At 57.7% G+C, this 16,402-nt stretch carries 14 protein-coding genes; 8 read left to right on the top strand and 6 right to left on the bottom strand.

Features of this window, described 5'->3' with window-relative positions:
• Positions 1–541: 541 nt before the first annotated feature.
• A complete protein-coding gene (locus AC5S3R_RS10010; RefSeq protein ID WP_494266892.1) occupies positions 542–1,768 on the bottom strand; it encodes a tyrosine-type recombinase/integrase in 1,227 nt (408 codons plus the stop codon).
• A gap of 434 nt (positions 1,769–2,202) precedes the next feature.
• On the opposite strand from AC5S3R_RS10010, the gene AC5S3R_RS10005 reads away from it, so the two are divergent.
• Positions 2,203–2,343, top strand: coding sequence for a hypothetical protein (locus AC5S3R_RS10005; protein ID WP_494266891.1), 141 nt, complete (start codon positions 2,203–2,205; stop codon positions 2,341–2,343).
• A gap of 169 nt (positions 2,344–2,512) precedes the next feature.
• Here AC5S3R_RS10005 and AC5S3R_RS10000 read toward each other — a convergent pair whose 3' ends face one another.
• Together AC5S3R_RS10000 and AC5S3R_RS09995 are read right to left on the bottom strand one after the other, a co-directional pair.
• Positions 2,513–3,394, bottom strand: coding sequence for an aldo/keto reductase (locus AC5S3R_RS10000; RefSeq protein ID WP_494266890.1), 882 nt, complete (start codon positions 3,392–3,394; stop codon positions 2,513–2,515).
• Positions 3,395–3,602: 208 nt separating this feature from the next.
• Positions 3,603–4,400, bottom strand: coding sequence for an ABC transporter ATP-binding protein (locus AC5S3R_RS09995; RefSeq protein WP_494266889.1), 798 nt, complete (start codon positions 4,398–4,400; stop codon positions 3,603–3,605).
• A gap of 54 nt (positions 4,401–4,454) precedes the next feature.
• Here AC5S3R_RS09995 and argJ point away from each other — a divergent pair, with 54 nt between their 5' ends.
• A complete protein-coding gene (gene argJ, locus AC5S3R_RS09990) occupies positions 4,455–5,714 on the top strand; it encodes a bifunctional glutamate N-acetyltransferase/amino-acid acetyltransferase ArgJ (RefSeq protein ID WP_494266888.1) in 1,260 nt (419 codons plus the stop codon).
• A 58-nt stretch (positions 5,715–5,772) separates the two neighbouring features.
• Entirely contained in the window at positions 5,773–6,480 is a 708-nt protein-coding gene (locus AC5S3R_RS09985; protein ID WP_494266887.1) for a thiamine pyrophosphate-dependent enzyme, read from the top strand.
• Positions 6,481–6,604: 124 nt separating this feature from the next.
• Here AC5S3R_RS09985 and AC5S3R_RS09980 read toward each other — a convergent pair whose 3' ends face one another.
• Both AC5S3R_RS09980 and AC5S3R_RS09975 read right to left on the bottom strand, forming a co-directional pair.
• Entirely contained in the window at positions 6,605–7,591 is a 987-nt protein-coding gene (locus AC5S3R_RS09980) for a tyrosine-type recombinase/integrase (RefSeq protein WP_494266886.1), read from the bottom strand.
• Complete coding sequence (locus AC5S3R_RS09975) at positions 7,588–8,571, bottom strand: tyrosine recombinase (protein WP_494266885.1); 984 nt, start codon at positions 8,569–8,571, stop codon at positions 7,588–7,590. Before AC5S3R_RS09975 ends, AC5S3R_RS09980 begins: the two co-directional genes overlap by 4 nt.
• A 223-nt stretch (positions 8,572–8,794) precedes the next feature.
• Here AC5S3R_RS09975 and AC5S3R_RS09970 point away from each other — a divergent pair, with 223 nt between their 5' ends.
• Complete coding sequence (locus AC5S3R_RS09970) at positions 8,795–9,523, top strand: HAD family hydrolase (RefSeq protein WP_494266884.1); 729 nt, start codon at positions 8,795–8,797, stop codon at positions 9,521–9,523.
• 99 nt (positions 9,524–9,622) lie between these two features.
• Positions 9,623–10,060 carry a (deoxy)nucleoside triphosphate pyrophosphohydrolase gene (locus tag AC5S3R_RS09965; protein ID WP_494266883.1) on the top strand — a complete coding sequence of 146 codons (438 nt, stop codon included), beginning with the start codon at positions 9,623–9,625 and terminating at the stop codon, positions 10,058–10,060.
• A gap of 796 nt (positions 10,061–10,856) precedes the next feature.
• Here the strand turns inward: AC5S3R_RS09965 and AC5S3R_RS09960 are convergent.
• Positions 10,857–12,209, bottom strand: coding sequence for a S53 family peptidase (locus AC5S3R_RS09960; RefSeq protein ID WP_494266882.1), 1,353 nt, complete (start codon positions 12,207–12,209; stop codon positions 10,857–10,859).
• Between the two features lie 174 nt (positions 12,210–12,383).
• Between AC5S3R_RS09960 and AC5S3R_RS09955 the strand changes: the two genes are divergently transcribed.
• From AC5S3R_RS09955 to AC5S3R_RS09945, 3 genes are all read left to right on the top strand, one after another.
• Positions 12,384–13,994 carry a UbiD family decarboxylase gene (locus AC5S3R_RS09955; RefSeq protein ID WP_494266881.1) on the top strand — a complete coding sequence of 537 codons (1,611 nt, stop codon included), beginning with the start codon at positions 12,384–12,386 and terminating at the stop codon, positions 13,992–13,994.
• The gene (locus AC5S3R_RS09950) at positions 13,994–14,884 is read left to right on the top strand and encodes a hypothetical protein (RefSeq protein ID WP_494266880.1); all 891 of its coding nucleotides are present in this window, start codon (positions 13,994–13,996) and stop codon (positions 14,882–14,884) included. The genes AC5S3R_RS09955 and AC5S3R_RS09950 overlap by 1 nt, the downstream gene beginning before the upstream one ends.
• Positions 14,885–14,964: 80 nt before the next feature.
• On the top strand, positions 14,965–16,402 hold a 1,438-nt coding region (locus AC5S3R_RS09945), incomplete at its 3' end, for a YXWGXW repeat-containing protein (protein ID WP_494266879.1).

Below are 16,402 nucleotides of genomic sequence, written 5' to 3'. Positions count from 1 at the left end.
GGTGACAGTGGTGACGGACACCGCAAGTCGCACAATAACAATGGTTTAGGTTGTCACCAAGTGTAGTCATGCCGTGTGGTGACAGTGAATACGCCTTGGTGACAGTGGACGGACGCAAACTTCATCGGGAATCTGGAGGAATTGACGTGAACCAATACCGGCACCGTTGCGTGTGTAATTGGGCAATCCCACCCGCCGAACCGGGACAAGAACGGTTCCAATCCAAGTGGTGTCCGAATCCCCGCGCCCGTCCGCATTTCATCCACCAGACCAAGCCGGGTGAATTGTGCGGATGCCGTCTGTGCGTGGGCAATGACTCAGTACGCCACAAGCAACAACCACGGCGCGAATATCACTTCTGAATTGCTGCTAAATCATTCATTATAAATTGCTTAGTGGCATAAGGGGTGGGGTCAAATCTTCAAAACAACCCCGCAATAGAGCGCCGCAACCCATAAATTTACATAAACAAACAATCTACGGATTTTGGAATTTTTGTGTGTTTTTATACCAAATTTCATATCCACTGAAAAGACTGGAGTTACGCGGCTACGGACTTTTTACGGCGCTTCGCACCGGCTGATTGCCACGTTCCCATCACAAGCGCGTCTAGGCGGTCTTGCCGTCCTTGCACCCACTTTGCATAGTGTTTCTCCGTGGTCTTGATGGACTTGTGACCGAGTGCCTTGGATACGTCCGGCAGCGGTACGCCTTTTTGCAAGAGATGAACGGCAAAGGTATCCCGGAGCCGGTGAGACTTCATGTGTGTCCCGTCCGTCAATCCAGCGGATTCAAACGCGGGCGTGATAAACCGCTTGCCCATCCTATTCCCCGCCGCGACCGCTGTACCCTCACCGCTCCAAAAAATATATTTCTTGTTGGGTGACAGCTCCCAAGCCGCCATTACGTCTTTAGCCGCTTCTTCCGGGATTACAACGGATACGTCCGTACCCGTCTTTTCCCGGTGTGTCACCACGCGCCACAATCCTCCGGCCTTAGTGAATGAAGCCTTGGGGAGCGCCACCGCGTCCGTGATTGCCAACCCGCTCCAGCGCATGAGCTGTATGACACCACGCACAACAATCAACATTTTGGGCGTAATCACGTTGGGGGATGGTTCGCCCGTTCCCCGCAATGGATGAAGGGTAGGGAGAGCCTTTAACAGTCTTTCGTATTCATTGCCTACGAGTGGCATCGTGGGTGATTCGTCCACTTCGATCTTGGTGATTCCCGGCACACGGTCCAGCCATTTAGCGTCATAGCAGTACCGGAGGAATGTGCGGAGCCGTTCCCGTACACCGGCCCGCGTACTGCTTGCCGCGTAGTGGTCCTCCCAAGTCTCCGCGTAGCCTGTGAGCAATTCCCGTGTGATACCGGGAACAGTAAAGACGTTTTGGCTTTCGCAGTACGACTGGAGACGGCCCAACTCGCATACATACCGGGAGACTTGGCCGGAGCCTACTCCCTGAACCTTCTTGTCCGTGGTAAAGAGCTTAATGGCTTCCGCGATTAGGCGTGTGTTGTCCTCAGGTCTTGTTTCGGGGGTGCGTCCGGTCAGTTGGTCCTGAAGCTGCCGCTTTATCTCTTCTGCAATCTCCCAAGAGCGCGTCCCGGCCTTGCGGCGGTATTGCTTCCCGTTCTGTGTCCAACGGAAGTGCTTGGGGCAGTTGCAGCGGCGCGACATTTCATCATCCGCGTACTTGCATGGCTTGCCGGTCTTTTTGTCTTGGCCGTGGCGGACGTAAATCGTGATAACGGGTGTGCTCATGGAGTGCCTTTCGCGGGAATCCTCGTAGCACAAAATTAGCACAATTTTCCGGGAGGCATAAGAAAACCCGCGATTTACGCGGGCTTTCTTAGCGGTGAAGCTGTTGGGATTGGACTAAGGCCATCGCGCTGCCGCGAGTGCCAAGGCCCTGCGGAGGATTCCGCCGGGAGCTTACATGGGGCTAAGAGCGCGATGCCCTAGGCCTCAGTCACCTCACGTACCGAGCTACTTGGTAAATCAAATTTCATAGGCTGGATCATCCTCCTTTCCCGTGTAACTACAACCTAATCGCCCAGGAGAAGCGCGTCAAGAGCGGTAAAACTGTTGTGGCTGATATTGCCTGCCAGGAATCAGCTTTCGGGTGAATACAGCTAGCCTCGTTTTTTCTTGAATATAAATTTTGGGAAGGCCTATGCTTCGTGCAGAGGTGCTCTATGGCAGTACCACTGATTGCAACGGCTCTGAGCGTTGCAAAGCCAGTTGCGGAAGCGCTCGAAGCGATCAACAAGCTGATAGAGAGGATCACCAAAGAGAAACTTACTGAAGAGGATAGCGAATACTACCGCGTATCGTGAGTTGGTAACTGAGTTGCAACACAATCAGAATAAGTTTGCGCTGCTGGAAATAACCGGGGGGAAGCGGCCAAGAAGGCGGATTATCTGAGGGCGGCATTCCGGTAGAACGAAAAAGCATTCCCTTGTCGCGCAGGATTGCCATGCGCGACAAGGGAATGCAGATTAGAAGCTACGCCAATGCGGCGTTGAGATTGCTGAATGCTTCGTCGATTTCCTGCGTGCTCTTGAAGCCTACGGTGACGGCCTGTACTCCTGCGTTCTGGAAGGCGAAGCGCATGGCCGCGGCGCGATTTTCGTGGCTGTTTTCAAAGCTGCCGCCGCCAACGAGCTTCATGCCGAGCAGCCCCATGCCTTCCTGGCGAATCTGCTTGGCGTGGGCTATAACCTCATCGCGATTGCTGGGATTGTTGCCGTCCATGTAACTGGGGCCGTCCATGCGGGTGCCGTTGTGGTTCATGCGCATGAGCGAAACCTGCAGCCACTGGTTGCCGGGAACCAGGCGCAATGCGGGAAGGCCGTGGCAGCTTGCGCCGCGGGAGACGATTTTCTTCTGCGCCTGGAAGGCTTCAATGCCGTCCTGCCAGGGCTTGGTGGTGGCCCACCAGTCTGCCGTGTGCTGCCAGTGGAGCAGCATGATATCGAAGTATGGCGTCTGCATGGTGCTCAACATGTCGTCGAAGCGCTTGTGCGGATCGCCGTCGTTGGTTGTTACCTTGTTCATGAGCACGTAGCTCTCACGCGGATAGGGCTTGAGCGCTTCGCCAAGCATCGCGGGCGTCATGTAGGCTTCCGCTGTTTCAAAGAAGCGGATGCCGTGGTCGTACGCGTAGGCGACGAGGCGATTGAATTCCTTTTGACCTAGCGATGCCTGCACGTAGCCATTGTTGGTTCCGGTGCCGAAAGCGAGGCGCGTGACAGTGACGCCGGAGCGTCCGAGGGCGACTTTATCGGTGGCGGTCTGCTTGGCTGCAAGAGCGGGTGCGGCAGTGGCGGCGATGGTGGTGGCTGCAATTGTGGTCTTGATGAAATCGCGGCGAGAATAGGAACTCATCGGGAACCTCCGTGAGCGTGTGAAGTATGGACGGGCGGACGGGAGAATGGTAGCAGAAAAGCAGGGAATAGGAGTAGGGAACAGGGAATAGAAAACCAAATCCCGTTTCCTTTTCACCAAAATGCCATTTGGAACGAAGCTGTTTTTGCGTGGGTGAAGAGGGTGCTGTTGCCGTTGTTTTTGCTTTCTACTCCCTATTCCCTGTTTTCTACCAGCTATGCAGCCATTCATCATCGCGGCCGATGCGGACCTGCGTGTTGAAAAGTTCGCTCAGGCGCGGTTCGGTTAATAACTCTTCTCTTGGGCCGTCGGCGATGATTTGTCCCTGCTTCATCAGGATGATGCGGTCGATTTCCGGTGGGATGTCGCCGAGGTGGTGCGTAACGAGAACAAGGCCGGTGCCTTCGTTGGCGAGACGGCGCATGGTGTCGCGCAGTTCACGTTGTGCGGCCAGGTCGAGCGCGTTGGAAGGCTCGTCGAAGAGAAGCTGTTGCGGGCCGTGGACGAGGGCGCGGGCAATGAGGATGCGGCGGGTTTCTCCGGCAGACATTTCGCCGACAAGCTGATTGGCAAGGCGCGTGGCATCGAGGCGTTCGAGTGCTTCCACAGCGCGGGAGCGCATTTCGTCAGTGACGTGGAGGTTGGGCCAGAGCGATGATGCGGAGAAGAATCCGGCGATGACGGCGTCGAGGCCAGTGGTGGTCGCGGTGCGCTCTCCGGGGAGATTGGTGGTGACGATGCCAAAGTGCTTGCGTAGCTGGGTAAGGTCCCAGCGGTCGCGGCCAAAGATGCTCACCTTCATGCCCGGCTGCACGAGCGGGTAGAGCTGGCAGTTCATTGTCTGGATGAGCGTGGATTTGCCGCAGCCGTTGGGGCCGAGGATGACGACATGCTCACCGGCGCGGATGGTGAGATTGATGTTCTGGAGGACGATGCGCTCGCCGCGGGCGACGTTGACATTTTGGAGTTCGAGAAAATTGGGAGCGGCTGTGGATGATGTGTTCACGTATCTGATGTCCTCTTTGTTAGATTAAATCTTGCATTGGGCTGTGCTTGAAGTATGCGCAAACGCAATGAGCCAGCAGGAAATCCAGTGATTGTGAGTGTGATGAGCGAGATTTCTACATTCTTAATGCCGAAGGGGTTTCGGTTTGGCGCGGCAAAGGCTGGCTTAAAGGCCAGTGGCCGCACGGATTTTGCGCTGATTGTGGCGGATGAAGCGGCAAGCGCCGCGGCGATGTTTACCTCCAACAAGGTGAGCGCCGCTCCGCTGGCTGTCGATAAGGAACATCTGAAGGCGACGGGCGGCAAGGTTCGCGTGGTTGCCATTAACGCGGGCAATGCGAACTGCGCGGTGGGGCAGGCGGGAATTGATGCCGCGAATGCGACGTGCGCTGCTGCGGCAAAGGTATTTGGCTGCGACGAGACGGAAGTCTTTCCGTCTTCCACAGGAATTATCGGCGTGCCTCTGCCTGCGGAAAAGCTGATTGCAGCGTTGCCGGGGCTGGCCGAACAGATTGGCTCGGAGAGCGACCACTTTCAGCAGGTGGCGCAGGCAATTCTTACGACCGACATTGTGGAGAAGACGGCGTTTGCGCGGCTGGATGTTGGCGGCAAGGAAGTTCGCATTGCAGCGGTCTGTAAGGGCTCGGGGATGATTCATCCGCAGCTTGTGCCGCATGCCACCATGCTGGTTTATATTCTGACGGATGCGGATGTAGAACCGGCGGTGCTGGATGCGTATCTTCGCTCGGCGGTTGAGGTGAGCTTTAACTGCATCTCGGTGGATGGCGATACCTCAACGAATGACACGGTGCTGCTGCTGGCCAGCGGAGCGAGCGGCGCGAAGATTTTTGCGGGCGATGAAGAGTTTGCGAACGCGCTGACGCAGGTTGCAACTTCCTTGGCGAAGCAGGTTGTTGCCGATGGCGAGGGAGTGACGCACGTTGTCGAGTTGCATATTGATGGCGCTGCCACGGACGCGGATGCGTTGAAGATTGCAAAGGCTATTGCGCACTCGCCACTGATTAAGACGGCGTGGGCGGGGATGGACCCGAACTGGGGCCGGTTGGTGGCGGCGATTGGCTACTCCGGTGCGCAGATTAACCCGGTAAAGATTGATATCTGGTTTGGCGATTTGCGGATTTGCCGCGATGGTGGCCGCGCGGACGAGTTTGATGAAGCTGCGGCGCATGAATACCTGAAGCAGGGCGAGTTTACGATTTCGATCGCGTTGCATCAGGGCGAGGGGAAGTGCGTCTTCTGGACCACAGACCTTACGAAAGAATATGTGAGCATCAACGCCGATTATTCGACGTAGTTTTATGCGTTCAACGCTACAATCACAGCACTGCTAAGTATGTGAGGGAGTTTCCTGGATGGCTGGTAAGAAGAAGCCGCGCGTTGCGAAGACTGCGCCGGAGAAGAAACAAGAGTTTTCCCTGATTTCCAATGCGACGCTGAAGGCGCTTTATGCGGATTTGCAGAAGTGCGAGAAGGCGGCAAAGCGCGGCGGCGGAGTGGTGGATGGAATTCCCGCAGCCGTGATGATGGACCTTGTGGATGGCGATGCTGTGGTTACGGCACTTGCCGATGCGCCGGTCAGGCTGAAGCGCAAGGGCAAGCCTGCTGCGTCGCATAGCTTGGAGTTCGGGCTGGTGCTGGGTGCGGGGCTGCTATCGAAGTCGCGCAAGAGCGGCAAGGTGGGCGTGATTTTTGGCGAGCCGTGCAGCGAGGAGTGGACGGACGCGCTGGGGCTTGCGAAGAGGCTGGATCTGCCGCTGATTTTTGTGAGCCGTGCAAAGGATATCGACGAGAAAGATCTGGCACGGGAGATGCGCGCCGCAAAGAAGAAGAGCAAGAAGGCGAAGAGTGCTGCAAGTGAAGGGTATTTGCCACGCATCCATGTGGACGCGAATGATGTGGTGGCAGTGTACCGCGTGGCGCATGAGTCGATTGACCGGGCGCGCAGAGGGCGCGGGCCTTCATGGATTGAGGGAGTGCCGTTCAAGCCGGAAGGGAAACGCGTGGCTGCGGATGCGGTTGAGAATATGGAAAAGTATTTGATTGGTAAGGGGCTGCTGTAAAGGGAGCTCCTAGCTGTTAGCTATTAGCTGTTAGCTCGATTGTGGCAGTACCCGCAGTGTTGTTGAATTTGGCAAAAAAGCAAATTTTCGATTTTGAGTATAGGGCTAATAGCTGATAGCTGTTTCACTTCGCTCTCGGGTGCGTATCGTCGTAAACCTTCGTTAGCTGGGCGGCGGTTAGTTGTGTGTAGCGCTGGGTGGTGGACAGGCGTTCGTGGCCTAGCAGCTCCTGTATGGCGCGGAGGTCTGCGCCTTCTTCCAGTAGATGCGTTCCGAAGGCGTGCCGCAGTGTGTGCGGATGCACGTCGGAGGAGAGACCGCGTGTGATGGCTACTCGCTTGACGATGCGGCCTACGGAGCGCGTTGTCAGGCGGGCTTCGCCGCCGGGCTGATTCAGGCCACGTAATTTCAGGTTGATGAAAACGGCTTGGGTGTTGCGTGCAGCGGCTTGATTGCCTTCGCTGGCGGCAAGGCGTGCGCTGCGCTCGGCCAGGTACTCGCGGAGAGCCTGCGCTGCGGCGTCGCCCAGCGGCACATAGCGCTGCTTCTGGCCTTTGCCGCGGACGAGGATGGCGTCGTTGGCCCAATGGATGTCGTTGAGGTTGAGTGCGGTGAGCTCGGCGTTACGCATGCCGCAGCCGTAGAGCAGTTCGAGAATGGCTCGGTCGCGGGAAGGCCAGCTTGCGGCGTCTTCGCTTATGTTGTCCACTACGCGGTTCATCTGCTCGATAGAGGGGACGCGGGGAAGATGCTTCGGCAGCTTGGGCGTGGAGACCAGTGAGGCCACGTTCTGCTGGACGCGATTGGTGCGGGCGAGCCACTTGAACCAGCTTCGGATGGCGGCTAGGGCGCGTGCGGCAGAGGCTTTTGAGAGGCCGCGCTCGTAGAGGACTCCGAGATAGGCGCGAATGTGGGTGTGTTCGATTTTTTCGGGTGAGGAATCTTCCCCGAGAACTTCTGCCGCGTAGCTTGCAAAGCTGCTTAGTTCGCGTTCGTAGGCGCGAAGGGTGTGAGCCGATGCACTGCGTTCGTTAGCTAAGGTTCGGAGGTAGTCTGCGACGAGAGTGTACAGAGCCGAAGCTGTGATGGGCTCGGCAAGAGTCGCGGTCATGCGGTTTCCTCAAGCAGCGCGGGGGCAGGTGTTGGCTCTGCGGCGGCGCGCTTGGCGCGGGGATGATGCAGGCGATGGACTTCTTTCAGTCTGCCGAGAGCCAGATGCGTGTAGACCTGCGTGGTTGAGATGTCGGCGTGGCCTAGCAGCGTTTGTACGCTGCGGAGGTCTGCGCCGTGCTCAACCATATGCGTGGCGCAACTGTGACGCAGCATGTGCGGGCTGGCATTATTGTCCGCCATTTTTACAAGGTGCCAAACCCATTGGCGGGTGAGCGGCGCTCCGCGCAAGGAAAGAAAGAGGCGCGCATTATTGGCGTGGCTGTGTGGGTTGCTGCGTTTGGTTGTGATGCGCGCCAAGTGCGGGCGGCCTTCGTTGATGTAGGTTTCGAGGGCTTCGACCGCTTGCGCGTGAATTGGAGCGATGCGTTCCTTGTCGCCTTTACCTCGGACCATGACGCGACCCTCATCGAGCTTCAGGTCACTGGTATTCAGCGTGGTGACTTCGGAGACGCGGAGGCCGCCGGCGTAGAGCAGTTCGAGAATGGCGCGGTCGCGGAGAGCGGTGGCACGGGCCTGCGGATGTGTCGCGGCGAGTGCGGCGCGTTCCAGCATTTCGGAAACTTCCGGCTCGGCAAGCGATTTCGGAAGGACTTTCCACGCTTTGGGCGACTCGATGTTGAGCGTGGGGTCGTGGTGGATGCGGCGGTCGAGTAGGAGCCACTTGTAAAAGCCGCGCAGGCAGCTCAGTTTGCGTGCGGAGGAGCGTGAGTCAATGTTGTGGGTGCGGAGGTGTTCGAGGAATGCGGAAACATCTTCTTGTGTGGCGGAGAGAAGCACGCCGTGGCGCGATTCGAGGAACTCGGCGAAGGTGCGGAGATCGCTCAAGTAGGCTTCGCAGGTGAGTGGACGCAAGCCCTTTTCGACGCGCAGGTAGGACTGGTAGTCCTTGAGCAGTGCCGGGTTGGAGGCTGGGTTCACAGGTCGATTATCTGCCCGCTCTGCTCGCGGCGGAGGATTATCGGAGTGGTTCGGCATCTGGTTAATTACGGAATCAAGGATGCTAATATGACCAGCAATACGAGTGAATTGCAGCGGATTGTTGAAGTGAGGTAGTCCTGTTAAGAAACGTTTACGTGCAAATTCGTCAGGATTCACGGAAAATAGTGGGAAGAGATTTTTTGGGTACGGGAAAGAAGACTGGATGACAACACAGTTGGAAGCCGCGCGTTGGAGCGCTGGTGAGTTGGAAGCTAAGGTTCAGGATGTAAAGCCTGCGGTGGCCGTGTTTGACTGCGATGGGACGCTTTGGGGATTGGATTCCGGCGTGGGCTTTATGGAGTGGTCGATTGAGCAGGGGCTGGTTTCGCGCTCCACAAGCGACTGGATTGATACGCGTTACAGGGGGTATCGCGCAGGGGATGTGAGCGAGTTGCAGATTTGCGGCGAGATGGTGCAGATTTATGCCGGGCTGCGTGAGGACGAAGTGCGCAAGGCGGCGGCGGAGTATGTTCGCGAGTTTGTGCGGCAGGATGTTTTTGCCGATATGGAGAAGCTGGTGACCGGACTGAGCAAGGCCGGCGCGGATTTGTGGGCGGTTAGCTCCACCAACAAGTGGGTTGTGGCGGAAGGCGTGCGGGAGTTCGGCATTCCGGAGAGCCGCGTGCTGGCTGCCGAGGTTGCGGTTGTGAATGGCGTGATTACGAGCGACCTGGTGGATGTGCCGACCGATGAGGGCAAGGCTGAGGCTCTGAAGCGTGCCGGCGTGACGCGGCCGGATGCTGTTTTTGGCAACTCTATCCACGATCTGGCGATGCTGGAGATTGCGGCGCATCCGTTTCCGATCAATCCTACGGCGGAGTTGCTGGAAGTGCTGACGGCAAAGGGCTGGGGATATTTTCAGCCGAACGATACGCTTTTGCTGAAAAAGTAAATGTAAGCGCTTATGGCAATTGCGCTTCAAGGTGCTTAACTCGTTACCTTTGCGCGGGTTGCGGATGTGCTTGGAGCCGGGTGCGAGTAGACTGGGTTCGTGGAGAATCCTCAGCACGAATCTCTGAATCGTCCGGTTGGCGCGCTGCGGTTTGTGGCGGCGGCGCTGATTGTGCGCGGAAATGAGATTCTGATTGGGCAGCGGCGGGTGGACCAGCCGATGGCGTTGCAGTGGGAGTTTCCGGGCGGCAAGATTGAGCAGGGCGAGAGCGCGGAAGAGGCGCTGCAGCGGGAGTTGCATGAAGAGCTTGGCATTCATGCGACGGTTGGGCCGCTGGTGACGCGGATTCGGCATAACTACCGCAATGGCGGGGCTGTGGATTTGCAGTTCTTCTCGGTGCGGGAGTTTTCCGGCGAGATTGTGAACCATATCTATGCGCAGGTGGTTTGGTCGCCGCTGGAGAAGCTGCCGGAGTATGATTTTCTGCCTGCGGATCGGGGATTGGTGCGGGATCTGGCGCAGGGGAAGCTGCTCTAAAGCAGGGGATAGGGTAACGGGGTGCAGGGTACAGGGTTTTAGATAAAGAACGGAAAGACGTTATAGATAAAAGGCGTATGTCGGAGGCGGAGGCCTCTTTTCTTGTGTGTGGGCTTTGGCGGTTGCTCGTTTTTTGATGTTCTGTGTGTATAAGCACAGTGTCCCCGTTTTCGGAGCCATTTGTTTTGTTTGGGTTGCGGTGGATTGCACAGTCCCTGTGCAGAATCTTTATTTGTGAACTGTGGAACTGTGGGGAAGGCAGGTTACAGGTTTCATGTGTCAGGTTACAGAGGGTTGTGCCTGCCTTTGAGTGCATTGGGATCTCCTTTCTTTCGTATTGGCTAGTTAGTGGATAAAAACAGAACGGCCCGATTCCCAAGGAATCGGGCCGTTTTTCTGCTTTATTTCTGCTTATTTTTAGTTTGGCATAAAGCACCATAATTGAGCGCAAACTGTTTGAGGTTTTTTGCTTAATGGAATCAATGAGTTAGAAAATATTTTCGCTCGCAGAGCTTGACAAGAGATTTCCACAGAGAGCAAGGGGCAAGGGGTTTTAGATACTCGGCAAAAACATAAAAGATGGAAAGGCCGTAAAGGGCAAAAGCTATGTAAAGGGCAACCGCAGATCCTTCACTCCGCCTACGCCACGAACGATAATGCCGTTCGCGGGGCCCCAATGCGCTTCGCTCAGGATGACAACGTTATTTTTGTGGGTGCACGAAAAACGGAAGGGCTGGCGGTATGGGTATCCCCGGTCCCCAAATTAGGGACCGGGGGCACCCGCCGGAAGTTGCGGCTACTTGTGGTGCTTGTGGTGATGCGTGGTGGTGGGACGCGGGGTGGTGGTGGTTGGATGATGATGGTGCGTCGTGGTGGGGCGGGGCGTTGTCGTCGTGGTCGGATGGTGTGTGGTGGTAGCTGGGGGATGCGTGGTTGTCGTCTGTTTATGTGTGGTGGTGGGGTGTGGGGTTGTGGTCGTTGGATGTTGCGTGGTGGTGGGGCGTGCCGTTGTGGTGGTTGAGGAACTGCCGGTGGTGAAGAGGGCGGCTATTTTGTTGCCTATGGGGGCGCCGATGCCGCTGCAGGGGTCGGGGCCCGCGGCTGCCGAGTATGCGCCGTTGCTGCCGCTGGTGATGTCGGTAAAGGCTGATTGGTTTTCCCAGAGCGTGGGAGTGACGAAGCCTAGCTTGGTTCCGAAGCTGGCGAAGAGGCCGGCGTAGAGCGGGGCTACGGCAGAGGTTCCGCCTACGACGGTGCTGGCTCCATGGACGTAGATTTCGTAGCCGGAGTTGGGGTCGGCGTTGCCGGTTACGTCCGGGACCATGCGGCCAGCGCCGGAACTGGCTTTGGACTTTGTGGTGGAGGGGGTTGGGGCTCCGATTTGCCAGGATTGCGTGGGAAAGATGGTGGAGTAGCCGCCGCCGGTTCCTTCGCCGTCGTTTTCGCCGGGATTGTCGTTCCAGACGGTTTCGGCGGTTTTGGTTTTGAGGGTGCCTCCGCAGCCGATGACGTGGGGGCAGGAGGCAGGGCAATCGACGTTGGCGGCGGATGAGCCTCCGTCGGAGGAGTCGTTGTCTCCGGCGGCGGCGAAGACGATGGCTCCGGCGGCGGTGGCGGCCTGTGCGGCGGACTCCATCTGCTCGGCGGCGGAGGTGCCCCAACTGGATTCGTCGGCTCCCCAGGAGATGGAGATGACGTCTACGCCGTCGGAGGCAGCTTTCTGGACGGCGGTGGCGATGTCCTGCGACCAGTAGACGCGGACGGTGGCGGCTTTGCCGGTGGCGGCGTAGTAGGCTGCTGCGGCGACCTGGATGTCGAGGGCTACTTCGTAGTCGGCGTCGTCGGCGGAGCCGGGGTTCTGGTTGGGGCTGTTGGTGGTGCCGTCTACGGAGACATCTGTGATGGATGGATTGGGCTGGCTGATGGACTGGAAGAAGGCGGTCATGTCGGACTGGACCCATCCTCCGCCGAGTTCGATGATGCCGATGACGCCTCCTCCGGAAAGGTTGGTTGGCCAGTTGTAGGCGGTGGCGAGTGCGGGGACGCTCCAGGGGGCTGCTCCGGAGGCCTTGGCGGCACGGGCCTGCGGGGAGAAGATTTTGCGGCGTTTGAAATAGGGTTTATTGGGTATTGCCGGAAGAGTGCTCATTTTTAGGTGACTCCTTATGGCTGTGTTCGACGTAAGCGAGCGCGTCTGGATAGTGGTGGGGAACTGAGGCCGTTACGTGCCTGCGAGTGTGACACAAGAGAGTGTGCCCGGCAATGGCACGGAGGTCCACTATGGTGAGTGCGCTTTAGAATCAGGGAAGGAGATTACGAGACATTGGCATACGACGATTTGCGCGACTGGATTAAGACGCTGGAAAAAGAGGGCGAGCTGAAGCGCATCCGCGAAGAGGTTTCTTCGGAGCTGGAGATTACGGAGATTACGGATCGCGTGTCCAAAATGAAAGACGGCAAGTGGGGCGCGGGTGGTCCGGCGCTGCTGTTTGAGAATGTGAAGGGGTTTCCGGGGCAGCAGGTTCTGATGAACCAGTTTGGCAGCGAGCGCAGGATGGCGCTGGCGCTGGGCGTGAAGAAAGTTGATGAGATTGCGGAGCGGATTTCCGCGCTGATGAATATGAAGCCGCCTGCGGGCGGTTTTCTGGACAAGCTGAAGATGTTGCCGCAGTTGGGGGAACTGGTGAGTGCGTTTCCCAAGACGGTGAGCGCGAAGGACGCGGCTTGCAAAGAGGTTGTGCTGAAAGACAACTTTGATTTGAATGCGTTTCCGGTGTTGAAGTGTTGGCCGCATGATGGCGGGCGGTTTATTACGCTGCCGCTGGTGCATACGAAGGACCCGAAGACGGGCAAGCGGAACATTGGCATGTATCGCATGCAGGTGTTTGATGGGCAGACGACGGGGATGCACTGGCAGCGGCAGAAGGTTGCGGCGGAGCATTACCGGAATGCGTTGCGGGCTGCGGCTGAGACTGGCGCGAGTGAGGATGCGCGAACGGCTAGCGTGCAGGTGATGGCGGAGTCGGCGGGTGGTTCGGTGACGATTCCCGATGGACCGATTGGCGGATTGCCGCAGGTTACGTTGACGAAGCAGAAGGGAAGCCGTCTGGAAGTGGCAGTGGCGATTGGAACGGACCCGGCGACGACGTTTGCGGCGATTGTGCCTGCTCCGCCAGAGGTTGAGGAGTTTCTGGTCGCGGGATTTTTGCGCGGCAAGCCGGTTGAGATTGTGAAGTGCGAGACCGTTGATTTAGAAGTTCCGGCGCAGGCGGAGATTGTGCTTGAGGGATATGTGGAACTGGGTGAGATGCGGACGGAAGGACCGTTTGGCGATCACACGGGGTTCTACACGATGGAGGATCAGTATCCGGTCTTTCATCTGACGGCGATTACGCATAGGAAGAATCCGGTTTACGCGGCGACGATTGTGGGCAAGCCTCCGATGGAAGATGCGTGGATGGGACATGCGGTGGAGCGGATTTTTCTGCCGGCGATGAAGATGCAGATTCCTGAACTGGTGGACGTGCATTTGCCTGTTGAGGCGGTGTTTCACAACTTGATGATTGTTTCGATTCGCAAGAGCTATGCGGGGCAGGCGCGCAAGGTGATGAATGCGATCTGGTCGCTGGGGCAGGCGATGTTTACGAAGATCATTGTTGTGGTGGATGAGGATTGCGACGTGCATGACATGAGCGAGGTGACTTTGCGCGTGGCGAATAACATCGATCCGGAGCGGGATATTCAGTTCACGCTGGGGCCGGTGGATTCGCTGGATCATGCTTCGCGGTTGCCGAACTATGGGTCGAAGATGGGCATTGATGCTACGCGGAAGTGGAAGGCGGAAGGGTTTGAGAGGCCGTGGCCCGCGATGATTGAGATGGATGCGGCGACGAAGGCGCGTGTGGATTCGATTTGGGAGAAGCTGGGACTTTGATGCGACGACTTTTTCTGGTTCTTGCTGGGATGTTGTGCGCGGCGATATTTGCCGGTGCGCAGGATAGCTTTCGCTGGGTGGACTTTCACTCCGACAAGGACCAGAGCATTGTTATCTGGGTGACGAAGGCGCTGGAAGGCGAGAAGTGGTCGGCGATTCGCGAGATTGGCGTGCAGTATGACCAGGCGCTGGTGGTGACTACGCTGAGGGCTGCGGCGGATGCTTCGCCTGCGGCGGATACGTTTCAGATTTACAACATTTCGCTGAAGAGCCATTTGCTGACGCCGGTTTTGAAAGGCGTGAATTTGCGTTGGCTGGATGGGTTGCAGCTTGTGGCTGGGACGCGTGAGCCCGCAGTGCTGTATGACGATTGCAGCGAATGCGCGGCTACAACTTACCTGACGGCGTTTCACTATGATTTGCGGCAGCACATTTTTGTGGCGCGGTGGCTACGCGGGACGCAAGGGGTTCCGGTGTGGACGAATGCGACGCAGGCGGATGTGACGCAGACGCAAGTGTATGCGGTGCTGCCGGTGACGGGTGTGGGAGATAAGACAGGGGCTGGCGCGGGGAGTGAGTTTCTGGCGGTGTGGAACCACTTTGATTTTGGAAAGGCGAAGCCGGAGCAGGATTATGTGTTTCGCTATGACCGCGATCCGCAGACGGGGCTGGACCGCTTTATGACGTTGGGCAGCAAAGATGCGGATGCGATGAAGGTGCGGTTGTGCGGCGAGACGGTACAGGGCGCTGGGCTGGCGCGGGGACAGGATTCGGATGTGTGCGTGGGGATTGTGCCGCATGCGCGGACGGAGCGCAGAGTGGTGACGACTCCGCCGGCGAATGCGCAGGGGCGGAGCGCGCCGCCGGGGAGCAAGCCGAAGCATAACTGATTGGCGGAACGGCTTGTGTTTGTGCCTGTGTGCAACGGCCTTGGAGCTCCAGGCATCCAACGATGCCTAGAGGGACGTATATGAATAGATTCTCAAGGGCTTTTGTTTTTACAGCTTTTTCAACTTCGCTCGCGCTCTCTGTGGGTGGATGCAAGAGCAATCCCGCTCCCCAAACTGCTGATAATACGAATACAAATGCAACACAAGACCAGGGACTGCAGCAGCCTCAGGATCCGGCGAATGCGAATGTGGTGCCGGTGTCGAATAGTCCGACAAGTGCTCCTGCATTTGCTTCCACTCCTTCCCAGGCACCCGCTCCGGCACCGGCACCTGCGCCCGCTCAAGCGGCTGCTCCGGCCCCGGCTCCGATTCCAGCGCCCGCTCCCGATGCGGAGCCGGCTGCTTATTCAGACGATTACCAGGCTCCTACGGATCAGAGTGTGGAGCAGCAATATCCGGATACGGAATATAACGCGGATAACGGCTATGGCGTGCAGGCTGAAACTTATGCGCAGGAACCGCCTCCGCCGCTGCCTGAGTATGACCAGCCGCCTTGCCCTGGGGATGGATATATCTGGACTCCGGGGTATTGGCATTATGCGTCGTCCGGCTACTACTGGGTGACTGGCGCGTGGGTGATGGCTCCTTATGTCGGCGCGCTGTGGACGCCGGGCTACTGGGGCTATAGCGGCAACCGGTATGCGTATTATCCAGGCTACTGGGGCCGGCATGTTGGCTACTATGGCGGCATTAACTATGGCAATGGATATGTCGGCTCGGGCTACCAGGGTGGTTACTGGCGCGGCAATAACTTCTCTTACAACCGCACGGTGAACAACATCAACACGACGAATGTGCGGAATGTGTATGACTACCATATCAACAACGTGAACGGGAACCGTGTGAGCTTCAACGGCGGCAGAGGCGGCGTGAATTACCGTCCGCGTGCGGCGGAACTGGTGGCTCTGCACGAGCAGCATACGCCGCCGATGAATTCGCAGAGGCAGATGGTGCAGCAGGCGCGTGCGAACCAGAATAACTTTGCGCATGTGAACAATGGTCGTCCGCAGACGCTGGTGAACAATCGTCCGATTATTGCGGACCGTAATGTGAAACCGCCAGCGGTAGTGCGTTATGCGCCGACGCAACGGCCCGAGATAGGAAGGTCCGGCCAGCAGCCCGGCCAGCCGCAACAGCAGCGTCCGGGTGGGCCGCAGCAACAGCAGGAAGCAGGGCGTTTTGGGCAGCAGCGTCAGCAACAACAGGCGGAGCAGCAACGCCAGGCTCTGCAGCAACAACAGACTGAGCAGCAGAGACAGGCGCAACAGCGAGGCGAGCAGCAGCGCCAGGTCCAGCAACAACAGCAGCAACATCAGATGCCGCAGCAGGAACAGCAACGTCAGGCGCAGCAACAGCAGCAACAACATCAAGCCCAGCAGCAACAACAGCAGCGGGCGGAGCAGCAACGGCAGGAACAACAACGCCAACAGCAGCAGGCTCAACAGCAACATCAAGCCC

This window comes from Occallatibacter sp. FHG110214_02, assembly GCF_059115385.1.
This window is presented reverse-complemented; position numbering and strand designations above follow the sequence as displayed.